A 19216-nucleotide genomic window follows, 5' to 3' on the forward strand; every position below is an offset into this window, starting at 1 on the left:
AAGGAAAATGGAAATGACAGGACAGAATGACGGCCTCGATCAACGCTTTGCGCTGGCAAAAACGCTGGCGGAAGAGGCCGGTTTAATGGCGCTCGATTATTTCAACAAGCGCGACAGCCTCGTGATCGAGACAAAGCGCGATCTGCAGGACGTGGTCTCCATCGCAGACCGCAACGTCGAAACCCTGCTGCGCGAGCGCGTCGCCGCAGCCTTCGCGGATGATGGCTTCCTCGGTGAGGAGCATGGTTATCAGGACGGCACCTCCGGCTACACCTGGGTCGTCGACCCGATCGATGGTACCGCCCCCTTCGTTAATGGCATGCCAAGCTGGTGCGTTTCCATCGCCGTCATTCGCGATGGTGTCCCGGTCGTCGGCGTCATCAAGGTCCCGTGTTCGCAGGAAATCTACGCTGCCGCACAGGGCCATGGCGCGACATTGAACGGTACACGCCTGCAACTCGATCCATCAAGGAACCTGCAGAACGCGCTGACGGGCATCGGCAGCAACAACTATGTCACGCCGCAGCGCGTCGGTCACATCATCAACGACGTGCTGGCCCGCGGCGGCAACTTCATCCGCAACGGTTCGGGCGCCTTGATGTTGGCCTATGTCGCGGCAGGACGCCTTGTCGGATATTACGAACCCCATATGCGCGCCTGGGATTGCATGGCCGGCTTCTGCCTCGTCAACGAGGCCGGTGGCCGTTCCCTGCCGTTTTCGCTGGAAGGTGAAAAGCTGTTCGAAGGACAGCCGGTCCTCGCCAGCAATATCTCGTGTTACGAAGAGCTTGCGGACATTCATCAGGCTGCTCTGGCCATGTGAAGCAGGGCGGTTCGCCCCCGGTCCCACTGCCAACGAACATCAGCGGTCACCGATTGGCCGCTGATTGCCCGCTTCACCGCGCGCCAAGGCTGCTGGCGCTGCCGACGAAAATCTCCGGCCGGGACTTATGCTAGGACTTGAAGCACCGAAGCTAAAAGCATGTTGCATCCGGCTATGCTGTGTTCGGGTTCGACGTACTCGGCCTCATTGTGACTGAGGCCATCGCGGCAGGGGACAAAAATCATGGCCGATGGCGCGACACGATTCATGAAGAGGGCGTCGTGGAACGCACCGGACAACATGCGTTGAGTCACGAAACCCCGCTCCTGCGCGGCGCTATCCAACATCTTGAGAATATCCTCCGGGAAATTCGCCGGCGGCATGTCGAAGATCTGCGTGATCGTCGCTTCACAATTCTGGTCCTTCGCGGCCGCCTGAGTGACCGCGCGAGTTTTGTTCTCCATCGCGTCAAGCGTTTCGGATGAAGGGTGCCGGATATCGATGGTGAAAATGGCGGTCTGCGGAATGGCGTTGACCGCACCGGGCTGAAGTGCGATCCGCCCCACAGTGAAACGGGCGGCGGGATCCGCGGGCATCATGGCGGGAAACAGTGATCCAAGCGCATTGACCGCCGCGTGAAACGGATCGCGCCGGTAGATCAGTGCCGTCGTGCCCGCATGCGCGGTCTGGCCGGTGATGGATACCTCCAGCCAGCGTGTACCCTGTATGCCCGTCACTATTCCAATAGGCACTCCCTGTTTCTCAAGGGAGGGACCCTGCTCGATGTGAACCTCGATATAAGCAAATACAGGAAAACCGAGATCGCGCATGGTGGCTTCCGGCAGGCTTTCCAGTGTTGCGGAAAGCTCGCCAGCAAAATCGGCTCCGTTATCTGTGGCAAGGAGCTTCAGCCAATCCTGCGGTATCGTTCGGGAGGCGAAAGCCATCGATCCCATGCAGCCCGGAGCGAAACGGCAACCTTCCTCGTTGGTGAAGGCGACGACTTCAACCGGACGCTCCGTTTCAATTCCGAAATCCTCGAGTGTTTCGAGAACCTCGAATGCCGAAAGCGTCCCCAGCGCTCCGTCAAACCGGCCGCCAGCGGGCTGGCTGTCAAGGTGGCTGCCGATCAGAAGCGGCGGAAGCGTTTCGTCGCGGCCGCTCCTGCGGATGAAGAGATTGGCGACAGGATCCTGAAATACGGAAAATCCCCGATCCATGGCCAGTTTCGCCAGCAGCCGTCTTGCCTCGCGATCCAGTCCGGTCAGCGCCTGCCGGTTGACGCCGCCCTTTTCGGTTGCTCCGATCGCTGCAAACCGGTCGAGATTTGCCAGCAGTCTTTCACCGTTGATCGAAAACTTTGCCATCGCTGTCTCCCTCTCAGCTTTCAAGGCCGGGGCGGGCTGCGGCAACAAAAGAGCGCACTCGCGCCAGTTCGACCGGGTTCCACCAGACGCCGCCTTCCTTGAGTGATGAGGCCACGATCACGCCGTTGGTGCGCTTGAGGATTTCAACGATATTGCCTTCATTGACGCCCGAGCCGACCAGCAGCGGCAAATGTGTCGCCGCACCGATTTCCTCGATCTCCTCAAGGGACGCACTGTTGCCGGTGCGCTGGCCCGTCGCGATGACGCCATCGGCGTCGAAGAAGGCGAGGTCGCGTGTCAGTTCATCAATGCTGCGATCCGCGGTGATGGCATGGGCCCCGTGCTTGACGTGGCTGTCGGCAAAAACCTTGATATGCTCTGCCCTCAGCAGCGAACGGTAGCGCATCGCCTCGGCTGCACGCCCCTCCATGAAACCCTCATTGGCGACATAGGCATTGGCCCATTGATTGACGCGGATGAACTTTGCCCCGCCCGCCATGGCGATGGCGAAGGCCGGGATGGGCGCATTGGCCAGCACGTTGATGCCGACGGGCACGCCGGCGGCGCGAACGATGCGGTCTGTCACCACGCTCATGAAGGCTGATGTTTCCGGCCCGATATCGTCAGGTTTGGAGAAAGGGACGTCTCCGTGGTTTTCGACGATCAGGCCGTGTATGCCGCCTTCGACAAGGCGTTCCGCATCACGCATGCAGGCATCATAGATCGTATCCATGCTCGCGTTGCGATAACGCGGCGCTCCGGGAAAGGCCGGGCAATGGATCATGCCGATCAGTGCCTTGCTTCGACCGAAAATTTCCTGAATGGCATTGGCCGCGTTGTCGGATATGGTCTGCATTTCAGTCCCTTTCGAAAGTTCTCCATGCGTGCCTTTGTTATCGGCAATATCGCACTTGATGAAACCTATTCCATTGCCGCACTGCCTGCGGCAGGCGCTTCAATCTTCGGCGAGCAGGCCTCGCGCAGCCTCGGCGGCAAAGGCTGCAACCAGGCCATTGTTCTTTCACGATGCGGCGTCGAAACCACTCTGGTCGCCGCCGTCGGCAGGGACGATCGCGCCATTGCGATCGGAAAAGCGCTCACCCGCGAGCGGCTGACACCAAAGCTCATTCCCGTCGCCAGCGCCACCAGCGATATCTCCATCATTCTGACGACCCCGGACGGCGAAAACTCGATCATCACCACCCGGTCAGCCGCCGCAGCGCTTGATAAAGACGCGGCCATGGAGGCACTTGGTGATGCCGTATCCGGAGACCTCGTCGTCCTGCAGGGCAATCTCTCGGAAGAAACAACCCTCGCCATTCTCAGTGCTGCGAGATCGAAGGGGCTGACGACTGCCTTCAATCCGTCGCCCCTGCAATCCTGGTTCGCAAGCGTCCTGGCCTTCATCGACATCGCCGTCCTCAATCGCATCGAGGCTGAGGCGCTGACCGGCGAAAGCGGCGCCGGGGCAGGCGCTTTCCTGCTGCGCGCGGGTGTCGGCCGCGTCATCGTCACACTCGGCGGACAGGGCTGTGTGCTCGTGTCCGCCGATGGTGCCATCGAGGTGCCGGCCGCGCCCGCCACGATCGTCGACACCACGGGTGCCGGCGATTGCTTCACCGGTGTTGCGCTTGCCTCCGCCATGCTTCGTGGCGTCACTGTGGATGCGCGCGCCCTTGAAGATGCCTCAAGGGCCGCAGCCGTCACGGTCGGCCGCCGCGGCACGCAGGATGCCTTTCCCTGCCGTGACGAGCTGGTGACCATTCTGCGGGCTTGAGCCCTCCCGATCACGGTTTTTCCGTCAACCAGCCGAGAATGTTCTTCCACAGGCGCCCATAACCGTCCCACTCGCAGAAAGCGGGAGAGAGCCAGTGCGGACCAATGTCGGAGGTCCATGCGGCCGTGCGGCCCTTGCCGAAACGTCCGGTGACGAGCAGGGGATGGGAGCCCTGATCTTCCGGCAGCCGGGCAACCACCTCGACATCGGCGCGATCACGCACTTCGACCTCGTTCACCCCAAGCAGAAGCGGCCACTCGCCGGAAAGGCCTGCGACGGTCGGATGGTCGGGTTTCAGAATATCGGCCGTCGAGCCTTCCGGAATTTCCACGCGGTCATCCCACGGAAGGCAGGTGACGGGCAGCGTATCTTCCACCGGCGTGCGGCGCCAGCGGGCCTTGCCGTCGATACCCTGGAAGGAAAAATAGCCGCCGACCATCAGCAGGCCGCCACCCTTTTCCACCCATGCCTTGATGAGCTTCAACCGGTTCGGCACGGTTTTCGACTGCAGCCAGACGGCCGGCGGCAGCAGGAGCGAATTTGCGCCGATATCCGAGAGGATGATGGCGTCATAGGCGTCGAGCCCCGCCATCTCGAAGGGGAACTTCTCCACCGCATCATGGGCGGTCATGTAGGTCAGCTCGTATTCGCTGCCTTCCAGCGCCTTCACCAGCGGTTCTGCACCCAGATGAAAGGTGACGCTGCCAAACTGGTCGAAGCCCTTGTAGTGGGTGGCGGAGCTGACCCAGCTTTCACCGACGAGGAGCACTTTTTTTGTCATGATCTTTCCATTTCCATAGGTTCGTCAGGTCTTCGCCTGGAAGACCGAGCGCGGATTATCCCGCATAAGGGTTTGAAGAGTGGCGTCGTCGAGCCCATGCCGTTTCAGGCGCGGCAGGAAATGCCTGAGAATATAGGCGTAGCCATTGCCGCCATATCGCGTCAGCATCATTTTCAGGAAGACGTCGTGGGAAAGCAGAATGCGGTCGAGATAACCGCCTTCCACCAGCGTGACGATCGAACGGGCAGCATCCTCGTCGCTGGGGCACTGGACCTGCTGGTCGGCATAGAAAAAATCCATGCCGATCATGTCATATTCAATGAAGGCGCCGCGGCCTGCGAGTTCGCTCTGGTAGGCAATATCCGCGTGGGACGGGTTCATGTGGCAAAGAACGGTGTGGTTCAGATCCGCACCTTCCTCCGCGACAATGTCGAGAACCTTATGCCCCAGCCGAAGCCATCCCGGCAGATGAACCATCAGGGGCAGGCCGGTGCGAAGCTGGGCTTGTGCTGCGCCGCGCAGGGACTTTTCCTCGGCGGCCGTGAAATCCGCCGAGACCCCGATTTCTCCTATCAGCCCGATGCGGACATCGGTGCCATCGACACCGTGGAGCGCCTCCTGCACGATCTCGTCGGCGATGGCATCGACCGTGAGCCCGGCCACCTTTTCGGGGTGGGAGGACGCAAGGTAATAACCCGCTCCCATGACGATGTTGAGCCCGGTTGCCTCTGAAATCCGTCGCATCGCCAGCGGATTTCTGCCGATGCCCTGACAGGTTGGTTCCACGATCGTCTGTCCACCGGTGGCAGCGAAATCCTTCAGTTCAGCAATCGCCAGCGGCTCGTCATCCAGCGTGATATTGTGCTTGTTGACGAAGGGATCTTGACGCAGTTCGCCGAGGATTTCCATGCAGACGAAACCTTCGGCGAGATATTGCCGCTCCGGCGTCTTGGGGGCGTGCCACCAGCAGCGGCAATCGTTGAGGATATGCTCGTGCATCAGCGTGACGCCGAGTTGATCCGCAGCGATCGGGCCTCGCACGGTCATGATCTTTCCCGATCGGATATGTCCTTCAGACAGTTCCGGGTTCATCGCATCAGCCCTTTCTCTTCACGCCAAGGCGGAAGTTTGCGGTGAAGATGCGCGTGTTGAGCCAGATTGCGGCGAGGATGATGGCGCCTGTCACGATCTGGGTGAAAAACGGAGAGATGTGCATGAGGATGAGGCCGTTACCGATAACGGCAATGGTCATGGTGCCCAGCACCGTACCGAGGATGGTGCCGCGGCCACCCATCAGCGATGTGCCGCCCAGAACCACTGCCGCAACCACCTGAAGCTCGAAACCGACAGCCGCATTCGAAGATCCGGACCCAAGCCGCGCCGCAATCATCAGGCCGGCTATGGCTGACGCCACACCTGCAGCCAGATAGACCGAGGCGAGAATCCACTTGGCGGGCATTCCCACGCGGCGCGCCGCTTCAGGATTGGAGCCGACGGCCACCACACGACGACCATATCGGGTGCTCGAAAGGACGATATAGGCGATCACGGTAACGACGACGCCGATCAGGGCAGGGACAGGCATACCGAGGAAATCACCTCTGCCGAGGTAAAAGAACCCGGGCGCTTCCGGTATCGGTACGGAATATCCCTGCGTGATATAGAGGGCGACGCCACGCAGGATGGAGAGACCGGCAAGCGTGACGATGAAGGCCGGAATACCCTGATAGGCAATGAACCAGCCCTGCACGAGGCCAAGCCCGCCGCCGAGCACCAGCATGGCGACGACAACCAGCGGCCAGGGATAACCGGCCGCGAGCAGGATGGCGCCAACGGCATTGATCAGGGCCACCATCGAGCCGACGGACAGATCGATGCCGCCGGTGATGATGACGAATGTCATGGCGACGGAGACGATCAGTATGGGTGCGGCCTGACGGACGACGTTCAGAAGATTGCCGGCCGTCAGGAACGTATCCGTGGTCACGGAGAAAAACACCATGCAGAGGGCAAAAAAGGCCGCGATGGAAAGCACCTGTGCATTCTCGGCAAAGAAATCCGAAAGCGGTGAGCCTTTGGCGCGTTCAGTATAGACGGTCAATGACGTTGCCCTCCCACGATCAGCCGGACGAGATCCTCAAGGCTGGTGTCGTTGATCTGGCGCTCCGCCACCTTGGTGCCTTCATACATGACGGCGATGCGGTCGCAGACGCGGAAGAGATCCTGAAGGCGGTGGGTGATGAGAATGACGGACACACCCTTTGCCTTGACGCGATTGATGAGCGAAAGCACGGCTTCCACTTCCGCAACGGCAAGCGCCGACGTCGGCTCGTCCATGATCAGGACCTTCGGATTGAAGGAGGCCGCCCGCGCGATGGCGATCGCCTGCCTTTGGCCACCAGACAGTTTCTCCACCTTGGCGGTAAGACGTGGAATGCGGATTTCCAGCGCATCCAGCATCTTGCGCGCTTCTGAAAGCATGGCCGGACGGTCGAGAAACGGCCCCTTGGTAATTTCTCGTCCGAGGAAGAGATTGCCGACGACGTCGATATGGTCACAGAGGCTCAGATCCTGAAAAACCATTTCGATGTTGCGGTTGCGGGCATCGGCGGGGCCTGAAAAGCGAATGGCTTCGCCTTCCATTGTGATCGTGCCTTCGTCCGGGATGTAAGTGCCGGAAATCACCTTGGTGAGGGTTGATTTACCGGCTGCATTGTCCCCGACGAGACCGAGGCATTCGCCGGGAAAAATATCGAGGTCGACGCCGCGCAGCGCCTGATGCGAGCCGAATGTCTTGCGGATATTGCGCAGGGAGATACGCGCTTCACGATCGGGCTGCCGGGAGAGAATATCTCCCCCGGCGCCGTCGACAGCGCCTGTGTGCTGTCCGGCCGCAATCATTTGAAAACCGCGCGGTAGGGTTCGACATTGGCCTTGGTGACGATGGTGACCGGCACGGCGATGGTCTTTTCGACGGTGCCGCCATCGGCGACCGTCTTGAGCGCCTTGACCGCGGCTGCACCCATGGCGGCGGGATCCTGCTGGATGACGCCTGCGACATAACCCGCATCGATGCCGGTGATCGCCTGTTTGGTCAGGTCCCAGCCAAAGACCTTGATGTCTTTCTGCTTGCTCTGGCTTTCAACGGCGGCGACTGCGCCCAGAAGGGCCGGCTCACCCGTTGCGTAAATTGCGGTCATGTCCGGATTGCCGGTGATCAGGTTTTCTGCTGCCGAAAGTGCGGTATCCTGAACATTCTGGCCATCGACGACGCCGGCGGCGGTAATGCCGGTCTTGTCCTTGATGGTGTCTTCAAAACCCTTCTGGCGGATGTTCTGGATGAAGGAGTTCAGCGCGCCGACGACACCGATCTTGGCCTTGCCGCCCATGTCGGACTTCACGTAATCGAGGAAGAATTTCCCCATGTCGGCGCCCGCTTTGCCGTTGTCCACGCCGATCTGCGCCTTTTGCGGACCTTCCGGCAGGATGGCGTCAATCGCGACGACGGGAATATTGGCGGCAGCCGCCTGCTTTACGGCCGGCATGATACCGTTGACATCGATGGCGACCACGGCGATGCCGTCCACCTTCTGCTGGATATAGGTCTCGATCGCGCTGTTCTGGGCGGCGGGATCGTTATTGGCGTTGAAGATAACCAGCTTGACGCCGGCTTCCTTGGCCGCCTTTTCGGCCCCTTCATTCATCTGGTTGAAAAACAGCGCCTGCTGGTTGATCTGCACCAGGGCGATGGTCTTTTCGGCGGCTTGGACCAGACCGGCAGACAAGGTCGCGCCGGCAAGGACGGTCGCAGCGAGAGCTGCTGAAAAATATCGACGTTTCAAACTTGGCATTATCGTTCTTCCTCTGTTGGTTTCGTTGCTTTTTATTTGATCGCGGGCGGCGCAACGGATTCACGCACGACGATTTCGACGGGCAGCAGTTCCTCCGACAGCGGCGGAGTGTCCTGATCCCAATTGGTTTCAAGCAGAAGCGACAAAGCGCGCTGGCCGATTGCGCTGACGGGCTGGCGAATGGCGGTGAGCGGCGGGGCAAACAGATGCAGCGGCCCGACATCATCGAAACCGATCATCGAAACGTCCTGCGGGATGCGCACGCCTTCAGACCGCAGCACTTCGACGAAGCCGATGGCGATTTCGTCCGAACTCGCAAACACCGCCGTCGCAGGCCGGCCCTCGTCAAGGAACCGGCGCGCTGCCGCCCGGCCGAATTCCACCGTATAGGCGCCGCAATATCGGGAAATGGAAAGTTCCGCCGCAGATACCCGTTCGGCAAGGGCGGATGTCAGGCCGCGAAAACGACGCTCCGTGCTGATCATCTCTTCCGGCCCGCCAACATAGAGAACCCGGCTGTGCCCGTGTTGCGCCAGATGCTCACCGGCCAGACGCCCACCCTGTTCATTGTCGCAGAAAAGTTTCGGCACGGTCGCGCCGGGAACGTCCTCATCCACGACCACCACCTTGCCGGTCGTGTTGATCAGTTCCGCCAGTTCATCGGTATTGGGATGGTTGGTGATGAAGACGAGGCCATCGACGTGATTGCGGGCGAGCAATCTCAGATACGACAATTCGCGGCCCTTGCGGTTCAGCGTCGCAAACAGCGACAGGGCAAGGCCGCGCCGGTCGGCTTCTTCTTCCACGGCCGCGACCAGCATTCCGAAAAATGGATTGCCAATGTCGGGAACCACCAGACCGATCGTATCCGAGCGGCCCCGGCTCAGGCGCCTGGCGTGGGGATTGGGAACGTAATTGAGCTCGCGGATGGCGGTCTCGATCCGCGTCTTCGTTTCCGAGGGCAGTTCCAGCGTGCCGTTCAACAGCCGCGATACGGTCGCGACGGAAACACCTGCCGCCTGGGCAACGTCTTTGAGACTGGTCGCATGGTTACGCGCCATCACACTCCCGCTTTCTGTTCCGCTCAATCCGGGCCTTTTCGGCCTCTATATGGTTTGTAAAGCGATTTACTAAACCGGTTTACAAGGAAATATAAAAACGCTGAGCTGTCAACGCAGTTTTTAAAAATTTGCTTTTACAGTTCGAAGAACCGGCACATGCGAAGAGGCGGTAGTCTGCTACTTTCGCAGAAACTACAGCCGGCAGGGAGCTTCGAAATAGATCGGACTATGCCTCTTCGATTCACATGGAATCGGACGATACCCATCTGTTCCGGCCGGTCTGTTTGGCGCTCAGCAGGGCGGCGTCCGCCCGTTCCAATACGCTGCTCACAGTCCCTGCGCCCGGTGCGGACGCGATACCGATAGATATTGTCACGGGATCGAGCAGCCGGCCCCTGTAGGTGAAAGGTGCCCGCTCAATGGCGTGTCGGAGTTTCTCAGCGAGCCTGGTGGCATCCTCGATGCCTGCATCCGGCATCAGCACGGTGAATTCCTCGCCGCCGAAACGGAACAGTGCACCCTGATCGTCGATGGCTTCCGAAAGGACCTGGGCGACATATTGCATCACTGCGTCTCCGGCATCATGGCCGAAACGGTCGTTGAAGCGCTTGAAATGGTCGATGTCCAGCATCAGGCAGGCCAGCGAACCGGGCGGCTTCTCAATATGCCGGTTCAACGCCTCGTCGAGTGAGCGACGGTTCAGAAGGCCGGTCAAGGCGTCCTGCCTTGCCATGCCAACAAGCCGCTGCCGGAGCTGGAGGTTCGCGACGGCAAGGCCGATATTCTCGGCGAGAAGTTCCAGATACAGCCGCTCCGTCTCCAGCGTGTCGTTCCTCTGGGCAATTTCGAGATATAGCAGGCCAACGGTTTCGCCAAGCGCAGTCAGCGGTATGCACAGGCCGGTTCCGAAGCTCCCCTTGAGGTGATGGCAGACGACATCGTCGCCGTCCTGGTTGCTGGCGTGGGGACGTCCGCGACGCAGCGCCCAGCATTCGTCAATCGAAAATTCCGGGGCGGAAAACGACGGATCGGACCATTGTCCGGTCGATTGGAGAAGCGAACTGTTTTCCTTGAGCACAAGCAGGCGGCCGGCAATGGCGGGGAAGATCTGCGGCATGAATTTCGACACGACGTCGGACAATTCATCCTGGTTCTGACATGCCTGAATTCGATGCATCATCTGCAGGATCAGGTCCTTGATGCGCTGGTTCCGGCGGTGCTCCGCATCAAGCCGCTCCCGTTCCAGCCCGTTGCTGCGGAAGATCCTGATCGCCTGGTTCATTTCCCCAATTTCGTCGCGACGTCCTTCGTCGGGCACCTCGATACTGTAGTCCTGCCGGGCAAGGCGCATGACGATATTGCTCATTCTGATGAGCGGGGCGGCAACGCGTCTGGTAAGGACGAAGTAGAGCACGGCCACAAACATCAGGGCGGTCAGGGCAAGCATCACCTTTGCGATCGATCCGTAGAAATCGCTTTGGCTTTTGGCCTGGTCGACCGTTGCCTGCGTGCGGGCCGTAACAGTGTCTCTCAGCGTCGCGACGTTATTCAGCAGGCCCGTATGGAGTTGATAATGCTCATCGCCGAACAGGACCTGTTGCGCATCGCTCTGGCGCCCGGAGCGATAGAAACCGATGGCCTCGCGCTCCATCGTATCCAGTGCGTCGGCGCTCTTTCTTATATTCTGGAATAATCCTGCCTCCTGTGGCGAAACACTGCGCGCGGCGAGTTTATCCAGGGCGTTTTCGAGGTGCTTTTCCTGGTCTTCGTCGACGTAGAATTTTGCCAGATGCTGCTCGTCGCCACGCATGACGTAAAGCCGCGCCTCCTCGGTGCGCTCATCCGCGATGATCTCCAGTTCCTCGGCCAGATCGCTCACGTCGAGATGGTCCTGGATTGCCGTCCTCTCCTGAGAAGCGCTTCGGGCTGACAGAATGAAAGTGGTCGCCGATACCGTCGTGAGTATCAGGGTCACGGCATAAGCCAGGTTCGTGATGGTACTAAGTCGCATGATGGCGCCGTCTGCTTGCCGCGCGGTCTTGAAAACCTCAGCGGCGGGTCCGATTCCAGAGTCTGGTTGTTCCAGGACATATCGTCAAACGCGAAATCAGCAAGCGGTTAACCATCGATTTTATCTGTCGCGCGGTACACCGGAACGTCGCGGATCCGGAGGCTTTTGAAAATCTCGACGCCACACCGGAACTATATTTCACGCGGCATCACGAAGTCGTGAAACCTTTCAACGCATCGTTCGTTTAGCGCCCATGAACGACAAAGACGCAGGACCGAAACCGGTCGTTGGTGCCGACGAGACTGGCACCCAAACCGCATCCGCAAAGGATGCTCCTGACACCGATGATCCGCCTCCGCCGGAAGAGATGGAACCTGCGTCAGACTTGACCCCGGAGCAGGCGGAGGAGGTTCGCAGGAAATATCTGCTGAAGCGCTTCTGGATCAGCGCCCGGGGTTTCTGGAGCCGGCGCGGCGATGCGCTCGCATGGCCGTTCACGCTCGGCCTATTGGTGATGATCGGTATAAATGTCGGCTTTCAGTACGGCATCAACATCTGGAATCGCGGGATTTTCGACGCCATCGAAAAACGGGACGCGTCGACGGTTTATTTTCTCGCCTCCATATTCCCCCCGCTGGTCCTGGGTAGCGTCTTCATCGTCACCTCACAGGTTTATGTGAGAATGCGTGTTCAACGGCGCTGGCGTTCCTGGCTCACGAAGGCGCTCGTCGGCAGGTGGATCGCAAATGGCCGATACTATCAGCTGAACCTGATCGATGGTGACCACCAAAATCCCGAAGCGCGACTCTCGGAGGATATGCGCATAGCAACGGAGGCGCCGGTGGACTTTGTTTCCGGTGTCATCGCCGCCTTCGTGTCTGCCTCCACCTTCATCATTGTCCTGTGGACGATTGGCGGCGCTCTGACGCTGTCGATCGGCGGTATATGGATCACGATCCCCGGTTTCCTTGTCGTCGCGGCCGTCATCTATGCCACCATCACCTCCACGTCCATTGCCTTCATCGCCCGCAATTTCGTCAAGGTTTCCGAAGTAAAAAACCAGGTCGAGGCGGAATTCCGCTATACGCTCACGCGCGTCAGGGAAAATGGTGAGAGCATCGCCCTGCTTGGCGGCGAGGAAGAAGAAAGAAGCGATCTCGACAAGAGGTTCGGCAATGTTCGGCGGCAGTGGCGTCTCGTGGCGCAGCAATATATGCGCACAACGGTCGTCTCGAATGGCTCGATGCTGATTGCGCCCGTCGTACCACTTCTTCTGTGTGCACCCAAGTTTCTCGATGGAAGCATGTCGCTCGGCGAAGTTATGCAGGCCGCTTCCGCTTTCACGATTGTTCAGTCCGCGTTTGGCTGGCTGGTCGACAATTATCCGCGTCTCGCCGACTGGAATGCGTGCGCCCGGCGTGTTGCCTCGCTGATGATGTCGCTCGATGGCCTCGAACGGGCCGAAAAGAGCGATACGCTCGGCCGGATCATGCGCGGGGAAACGGAAGGCGAGACGATACTCAGTCTCAAGGATGTTTCCGTTTCTCTGGGCGACGGAACGGCCGTCGTCAAGGAGACGGACGTCGAAATCGGCGCGGGTGAAAGAGTATTGGTCGCGGGGGAATCCGGGTCAGGCAAGAGCACACTGGTCCGAGCCATTTCAGGCCTCTGGCCTTGGGGTGGAGGCAGCGTGAATTTTCGCGCCGAGAGCCGGCTGTTCATGTTGCCGCAAAGGCCATATATCCCCGCTGGTACCCTTCGTCGCGCTGTCTGCTATCCGCAGCCAGCCGAAAGCTGGACCTCTGAAGAGATTGGCGCTGCGCTCGACAAGGTCGGTCTCGCTCAGCTCAAGGACAAGATCGAAGAAGAGGCGCCCTGGGACCAGACGTTGTCGGGCGGCGAAAAACAACGGCTGACTTTCGCGCGCCTGTTGCTGAACGCACCTGATATCATCGTCATGGACGAGGCGACGGCCGCTCTTGACGAGAAAAGTCAGGAAAAGATGATGCAGACGGTGATCGAAGAACTACCCGATGCCACGATCATCAGCGTGGCGCATCGTGCCGAACTCGAAGCCTTTCACAGCCGGAAAATTACATTGGAACGTCGGGACGGCGGCGCCAAGCTTGTCAGCGACATTGAACTCATTCCACGGAAGGCAAGAGCGGGTTCCATGCTTCGCAGAATGGTCAAGCGCAAGTGAGTCGATCCGAGGTTTTTGACCTAGAGCCTAATCTCATATGCTGTGTCGTGGGTGGCTACAAACGCCTCTCCAGACACCGTCACCCAGCCGCGGAACATGCCTGGTGTATTGTATGGAGCGGCAATGCCGCCCTCTGCATCGATCGCCACAAGACCGGCTCCGATATCATGGGGAGCCAGATCCTTGTGCACGAGATTGCCGGCAGCGGTCTGCAGGTCCTGCCCGAGATAAGCGACGCGGGACGCGATCTCGTGGCCAACGACATAACGGATGAAAAATTCGCCCTTGCCGGTGCCGGAAACCGCACAGGCCCCGTCACGCGCATAGGTGCCGGCGCCGATCACCGGGCTGTCACCCACCCGGCCATCCGGCTTGTTGGTGTAACCGCCGGTGGAGGTGGCAGCGGCAAGGTGCCCCGCCGCATCGAGTGCAACCGCACCCACGGTTCCGTGCTTTTCGTTTTCCGTCGCTTCCGTACCAGTGGCGGCGTGACGCTTCATGGCCGCCAGCGCCTCGAGGCGTTTTTGCGTGGTGAAATAGGATTGGGGTTCTGTGACCAGACCCTTTTCCTTGGCAAAGCGATCCGCAGCCTCTCCCGTGAGATAGACGGCCCGTTCATCCGTCATCAGCGCGCGCGCCGCCTTCACCGGGTTGCGAATGGCGCGGGATGCGCTGATCGCGCCTGCCGCCAGCGTGGCCCCGTCCATTATCGAGGCATCGAGCTCGTGAATGCCGTTTTCGTTCAGTGCTGCCCCGTGGCCTGCATTGAAATGCGGGCTGTCCTCCATAACGACGACCGCCGCCTCGACGGCTTCGAGCGCGGTGCCGCCCGCCTTCAGCACGCCATAACCGGCGCGCAATGCCGCTGCCAGATCATCGCGGGCCGCAGCCCATTCCGCTGCCGTCATGCTGTCTTCGGGCATCACGCCGCAACCACCGTGAATGGCCAGTGCGATCTTCGTCATATGCTCACTCCCTCGTCGCCCCACTCTGGCAGGGCCTCTTACAATCAATGAAAGGCGATATCGCCGATGACCCGCACGCGAACCCGCCGCGCGCCGCCAGGAAGATAGGCAATCGGGATATCCTCCACCTCAAGCGTCTTGAGGCTTGCCCGCCCGGCGCCAGACGCAACCGCCGCGTTCTGCGCTTCGGTCTCGGCTTTCGCAAGGGCCTCGTCGCGGCTCAGGCCGGAAAAGACCTGGTCGACCTCGCCGGAAACCTGCGCCATGGCCGCGCCCAGCGCATTGGCAACGCCGGCATTTTCCACACGCAGCACTTCCGACGCACCCGGAACCGTCTCGGGGATCAGGAATGCCCCGCCGCCGACCGCAACCAGCGGCACGTCTTCGGCCGATGTCTTCATCTGGTCGAAACTGTCGGCCACCATGTCACGGATGCGTTGAAGCGTGGCCTGCACGAAAGCCGGATCAAGGTCTTTCACACGGTCACGGTCGCCCATCTCGATGAGGCCTGCGGCAACGGCGATATCCGATGTCGTCAGGGTCTCACCGCCGAAAACGCGGGCTTCCGTCAGGATGCGATAACCGACCGAGCGCGGACCGATCTTGCCTGTTTCAGGGTCGACGATGGTGCCGCCGCCGAGTGCAATCGGCAGAAGATCGGGCATACGGAAGAGCGTGCGCACCCCGCCAATATGGACGATATTGTTCGCCTCCCGCGGAAAACCGCCAACAAGACAGCCGATATCGGAGGTGGTGCCGCCGACATCCACCACCATGGCATCGGAAAGACCGGTGAGGAAGGCCGCACCGCGCATCGAATTGGTCGGGCCGGAGGCGAAACTGTGCACGGGGTTGGCGGCGGCCACATCCGCAAGCGCCACGGTGCCGTCATTCTGGGTCAGATAAAACGGCGCCTTTACGCCCGCTTCGCGCAGCGCATCCGAAAATGCCTGAACCGTGGTCTTGCCGAGCGTTTGCAACGCCGCGTTCAGCAGGGCGACGTTCTCGCGTTCCAGAAGTCCGATGCGGCCAAGCGTATGGGAGAGCGTGATGCGTGCATCAGGGATCACCGAACGCACGATTTCCGCCGCCTTGACCTCGCACTCCGTCGTCAGCGGCGAGAAGGTTGCCGAAATGGCGATGGAGGTGATGCCTGCATCGCGGATCTTCATCGCCGCTTCACGGATTTCATCGGGAACCATCGGCACCAGCGGGCTGCCGTCATATTCATGGCCGCCGTGGACCATGAAGATCAGCGGATCGACGGCATCACGCAAATCCTTAGGCCAGTCACACATGGGCGGCAGCGAAGAACCCGTTGGCAAGGCAATGCGGATCGCCGCAACCCGCTCAAGCCGGGCGCGTTCCACCACCGCATTGGTGAAATGGGTGGTGCCGATCATCACGGCATCGATCGGCCGGTCCGCCGCGCCGACATGGCCCGCCACATGGGCAAGTGCCGCCTTCACGCCGGACAGGACATCCTGCGTGGTCGGGACCTTGATGGAAGCGACGATGGTGTCTCCATCGATCAGAACGGCATCCGTATTGGTGCCGCCAACGTCAATACCGATGCGTTTCATGGGAATACCGATCTGAAGTCAATGTCATAACCGAAGGCGCGCGGGCCGACGGCGGCGATGCCGGCAGGTGTCGTCAAAAGTTCCGGCGCGGGCAGGGCGACAACCGTGACACGCTGGCCGTAACGCACCGATTCTGTGCCGATGGCGCCGCCGGAAACCGTGTCGAGAAGGCAGAGCAGGTCAGGCGTCATGCCGACCGGCTGGCCATCGCGGAAGGCGACCGCCCATTCGTTCTGGAAGGCCAGCTCCATGCGCGAACCGCGGTCGGCATCAATGCCTTCGATGGTGGTGCTGCCGCGCAGGAAACCACCCGTGGTCTCGCGGGCGACATCCACCACCTTGCCGCGGAACAGCTGCTTGCCGCCCTCGTGGTCGAGAACCGCCTGAACCGGATCGTCATGGCGCGCACGCGCCTCCATCACAGCGCGCCCAAGGTCAGTCGCCTTGGTGACGGTGTAGTGAATGCCCCATTCCTTCACTTCCTTGCCGGTGCGCGGCGCCTTGCAGGTGGCGGCGGTGGAGCCGACTTCGGTGCAGACCTTGCGCGAGATGCGCTCCATCCATTTCCACGACGCGGCCCGCGTTACGATCACCTCGTTGTCGCGCACATCGACCAGCGACAGCGGGAACATCGGCAGGTTGCCGATGGCGAAGGATGTCATCTGCGCTTCCGGATAGGCGCGTCCCATGGCATCGGCATTCACGACCGGCCGGTCGAGCACGGCGGCGGCGAGGAAGGACGACAGCGCGTTCGAACCGCCGATTTCAACGCTCATGATCGCCCGGAACGGTTTGCCGAGATAATCCTCCATCACCTCGACAGCGCGGGCGAGATGCACGGGATCCCCCAGCCGCTCCTGACCGACAAGCGGTGCGCCCATCTTGGAGACGACAGCAACCATATCGTCATCGGCAAGCGCCATCGGGTCCATCACCTTCACCCGTCGTCCCTCGGCATAGAGGCGGCGCAGATTGAGCGTCGAGATATAGGGATTGCCGCCACCGCCCGTTCCCAGAATCCAGGCGCCGGTGGCCAGAGGTTCGATATCGTCTTCGGAAAATTCCTGGATCATGCGTCATCCTCGGGCATGCCACAGCCTTTCCGGCCGCAAGCGATGCTCCTTCCCTTTGAAGTTCCAAGTCTGGCCAACCCCGCCTTTGTGGCGGGGCCGGTTTTCATCAGGCGGAGATCACTCCGCCTTGCAGTCCCAATGGAAATTGGAGAAGTTCAGGTCCCAGCTCTGCATGGGAATGAACTCGTAACCCTGAAGGCACTTGTTCGCCGCATAACGGCGGTTCGGTGCAACCGCCCAGACGTCCGGCTGAAGGTCGGCGATCTTCGTCTGCAGTTCCTTGTAGGTGGCGTTCTGCTCGTTGACATCGGTGGTGGCGCGAACCTTGTCGATCAGGCCGTCGATTTCCGCATTCTGCAACCATTCCATCGACATCCAGGTGCCGGAAGCCTTGGAATGATACTGGTTGTAGAACATCGCGTCCGGCGACGGATAGGTCGGCGAAATGTTCACCTGCGTCGATGCCGGCGTCGTTTCCGGCTTGGAAGACAGCTCGACGATGCGGTTCCACGGCTCCGGCTTGATATCGAGCGTGATGCCGATCTGCTCGAGGCTGGACTGCAACAGCAACGCCACTTCGGCCTCGAAGGCGAGCGACGCGACATAGCTGTTGACCAGCGTGATCTTCTGGCCGGCATATTTCGACTTGGCCAGTTCTTCCTTGGCTTTTTCAAGGTCGTAGACGCCCGGCTGGATATCGCCGTTATGCGCATCCTTGAACGCGTCGGAAAGCGGTCCCTTCATATCGAAGCCCGGATAGATCACTTCCTGGATCGTCTTGTAGTCGGTCGCATAGGCGATGGCGCGGCGCACATGAACGTCATCGGTTGGATAGACCTTGGTGTTGAGCTTGATGACGAAACCGCCGGCGGTGCGGGTCTGGATCAGCTTGTAACCCTTCATCCGGCCGATGGATTCATAGGTGTCGTTGCCAAGACCGTGCGAGGAAAGGCCGAGTTCGCCCTTTTCCGCCAGCGCCTTGACGGTGGCGTCGTCGCTGGTCTGCACGAAGCGCACTTCATCGATCGGCTTGCCCTTCGTCCAGCCGAGGAAATAATCGGCATTGCGGGCGATCACCATATCGGCGGAACGATTGTAGCTGACGAGCTTGTAGGGGCCGGAACCGGCGGAATGTTCACCCACATAGGCTTCGCCCCATTTGTCTTCCGGCTTGGCATTGGCTTCGATCAGCGTCTTGTTCATCGCCATCATCAAGGGCGTTGCCGCCATGAAGGGCGAGAACTGGCGCTCGATCTTCATCACCAGCGTCGCATCGTCTGGCGCGGTGACGTTTTCGGGCTTCAGCACGCCAACGATGAGGTTCGACGGGCCCTTGTTGATGCCGAGCAGGCGCTGGATCGACCAGGCAAGATCGGCAGCCTTCACCGCCGTGCCGTCCTGAAACTTCGCATCGTCGCGCAGGTGGAAGGTGTAGGTCAGGCCGTCTTGCGAAATCTCCCAGGATTTCGCCAGATGCGGCACGATCTCGCCCTTGGCGTTCACCGTGGTCAGGCCGTCATACATGTTCACGATGGCCATGTAGCCGGTGTAATCAGTCACCTTCGCCGGGTCGAGCGAGCTGAATATCTGCATGGTGTTGACCGCAACCGACACCTTGTCTTCCGCAAGGGCTGCGGAAGAGATAAGCGGCAGCACGAGCGCCGTGCCGAGCGCCAGCGCGGCGAGACGGGAAGAAAGTACAGGCATTTTCATTATCGTTC

General features: G+C 60.4%; 16 protein-coding genes. 3 read left to right on the forward strand and 13 right to left on the reverse strand.

Annotated features, from left to right (window positions below; genetic code table 11):
- Positions 1-13: 13 nt before the first annotated feature.
- The gene (locus O3S81_RS18860) at positions 14-823 is read left to right on the forward strand and encodes an inositol monophosphatase family protein (protein WP_269345660.1); all 810 of its coding nucleotides are present in this window, start codon (positions 14-16) and stop codon (positions 821-823) included.
- 125 nt (positions 824-948) lie between these two features.
- Here O3S81_RS18860 and O3S81_RS18865 read toward each other — a convergent pair whose 3' ends face one another.
- Together O3S81_RS18865 and O3S81_RS18870 are read right to left on the reverse strand one after the other, a co-directional pair.
- Positions 949-2190 (reverse strand): Zn-dependent hydrolase, encoded by a 1242-nt coding sequence (locus O3S81_RS18865; RefSeq protein ID WP_269345661.1) that lies wholly within the window; start codon positions 2188-2190, stop codon positions 949-951.
- Positions 2191-2203: 13 nt separating this feature from the next.
- Positions 2204-3046, reverse strand: a complete 843-nt coding sequence (locus O3S81_RS18870) for a BtpA/SgcQ family protein (RefSeq protein ID WP_269345662.1) — start codon at positions 3044-3046, stop codon at positions 2204-2206.
- A gap of 24 nt (positions 3047-3070) precedes the next feature.
- On the opposite strand from O3S81_RS18870, the gene O3S81_RS18875 reads away from it, so the two are divergent.
- Complete coding sequence (locus O3S81_RS18875; protein WP_269345663.1) at positions 3071-3967, forward strand: ribokinase; 897 nt, start codon at positions 3071-3073, stop codon at positions 3965-3967.
- A gap of 10 nt (positions 3968-3977) precedes the next feature.
- On the opposite strand, the gene O3S81_RS18880 is transcribed toward O3S81_RS18875, so the two are convergent.
- The 7 genes from O3S81_RS18880 to O3S81_RS18910 all read right to left on the reverse strand — a co-directional run bounded on the left by O3S81_RS18880 (position 3978) and on the right by O3S81_RS18910 (position 11671).
- On the reverse strand, positions 3978-4748 hold the full coding sequence (locus tag O3S81_RS18880; protein ID WP_174036466.1) for a glutamine amidotransferase: 771 nt from the start codon (positions 4746-4748) through the stop codon (positions 3978-3980).
- Between the two features lie 24 nt (positions 4749-4772).
- Positions 4773-5840, reverse strand: a complete 1068-nt coding sequence (locus O3S81_RS18885; RefSeq protein WP_269345667.1) for a phosphotriesterase family protein — start codon at positions 5838-5840, stop codon at positions 4773-4775.
- 4 nt (positions 5841-5844) lie between these two features.
- A complete protein-coding gene (locus O3S81_RS18890) occupies positions 5845-6849 on the reverse strand; it encodes an ABC transporter permease (protein WP_137454894.1) in 1005 nt (334 codons plus the stop codon).
- Entirely contained in the window at positions 6846-7649 is an 804-nt protein-coding gene (locus tag O3S81_RS18895) for an ATP-binding cassette domain-containing protein (protein ID WP_269345670.1), read from the reverse strand. The genes O3S81_RS18890 and O3S81_RS18895 overlap by 4 nt, the downstream gene beginning before the upstream one ends.
- Entirely contained in the window at positions 7646-8599 is a 954-nt protein-coding gene (locus O3S81_RS18900) for an ABC transporter substrate-binding protein (protein ID WP_269345672.1), read from the reverse strand. Before O3S81_RS18900 ends, O3S81_RS18895 begins: the two co-directional genes overlap by 4 nt.
- A gap of 32 nt (positions 8600-8631) precedes the next feature.
- Positions 8632-9660: a LacI family DNA-binding transcriptional regulator gene (locus O3S81_RS18905; RefSeq protein ID WP_269345674.1), complete on the reverse strand. Its 1029-nt coding sequence runs from the start codon at positions 9658-9660 to the stop codon at positions 8632-8634.
- Between the two features lie 241 nt (positions 9661-9901).
- Complete coding sequence (locus O3S81_RS18910) at positions 9902-11671, reverse strand: diguanylate cyclase (protein WP_269345676.1); 1770 nt, start codon at positions 11669-11671, stop codon at positions 9902-9904.
- 253 nt (positions 11672-11924) lie between these two features.
- On the opposite strand from O3S81_RS18910, the gene O3S81_RS18915 reads away from it, so the two are divergent.
- Complete coding sequence (locus O3S81_RS18915; RefSeq protein WP_269345678.1) at positions 11925-13874, forward strand: ABC transporter ATP-binding protein/permease; 1950 nt, start codon at positions 11925-11927, stop codon at positions 13872-13874.
- A gap of 20 nt (positions 13875-13894) precedes the next feature.
- Here O3S81_RS18915 and O3S81_RS18920 read toward each other — a convergent pair whose 3' ends face one another.
- From O3S81_RS18920 to O3S81_RS18935, 4 genes are all read right to left on the reverse strand, one after another.
- The gene (locus O3S81_RS18920; RefSeq protein WP_269345680.1) at positions 13895-14839 is read right to left on the reverse strand and encodes an isoaspartyl peptidase/L-asparaginase family protein; all 945 of its coding nucleotides are present in this window, start codon (positions 14837-14839) and stop codon (positions 13895-13897) included.
- A 44-nt stretch (positions 14840-14883) separates the two neighbouring features.
- On the reverse strand, positions 14884-16422 hold the full coding sequence (locus tag O3S81_RS18925) for a hydantoinase/oxoprolinase family protein (RefSeq protein ID WP_269345682.1): 1539 nt from the start codon (positions 16420-16422) through the stop codon (positions 14884-14886).
- On the reverse strand, positions 16419-17495 hold the full coding sequence (locus tag O3S81_RS18930) for a DUF917 domain-containing protein (RefSeq protein WP_269345686.1): 1077 nt from the start codon (positions 17493-17495) through the stop codon (positions 16419-16421). Before O3S81_RS18930 ends, O3S81_RS18925 begins: the two co-directional genes overlap by 4 nt.
- Positions 17496-17612: 117 nt before the next feature.
- Positions 17613-19208: an ABC transporter substrate-binding protein gene (locus tag O3S81_RS18935; protein ID WP_269345688.1), complete on the reverse strand. Its 1596-nt coding sequence runs from the start codon at positions 19206-19208 to the stop codon at positions 17613-17615.
- Positions 19209-19216: the final 8 nt, after the last annotated feature.

Source organism: Agrobacterium sp. SOY23, from assembly GCF_027212525.1.
GTDB lineage: Bacteria > Pseudomonadota > Alphaproteobacteria > Rhizobiales > Rhizobiaceae > Agrobacterium > Agrobacterium tumefaciens_I.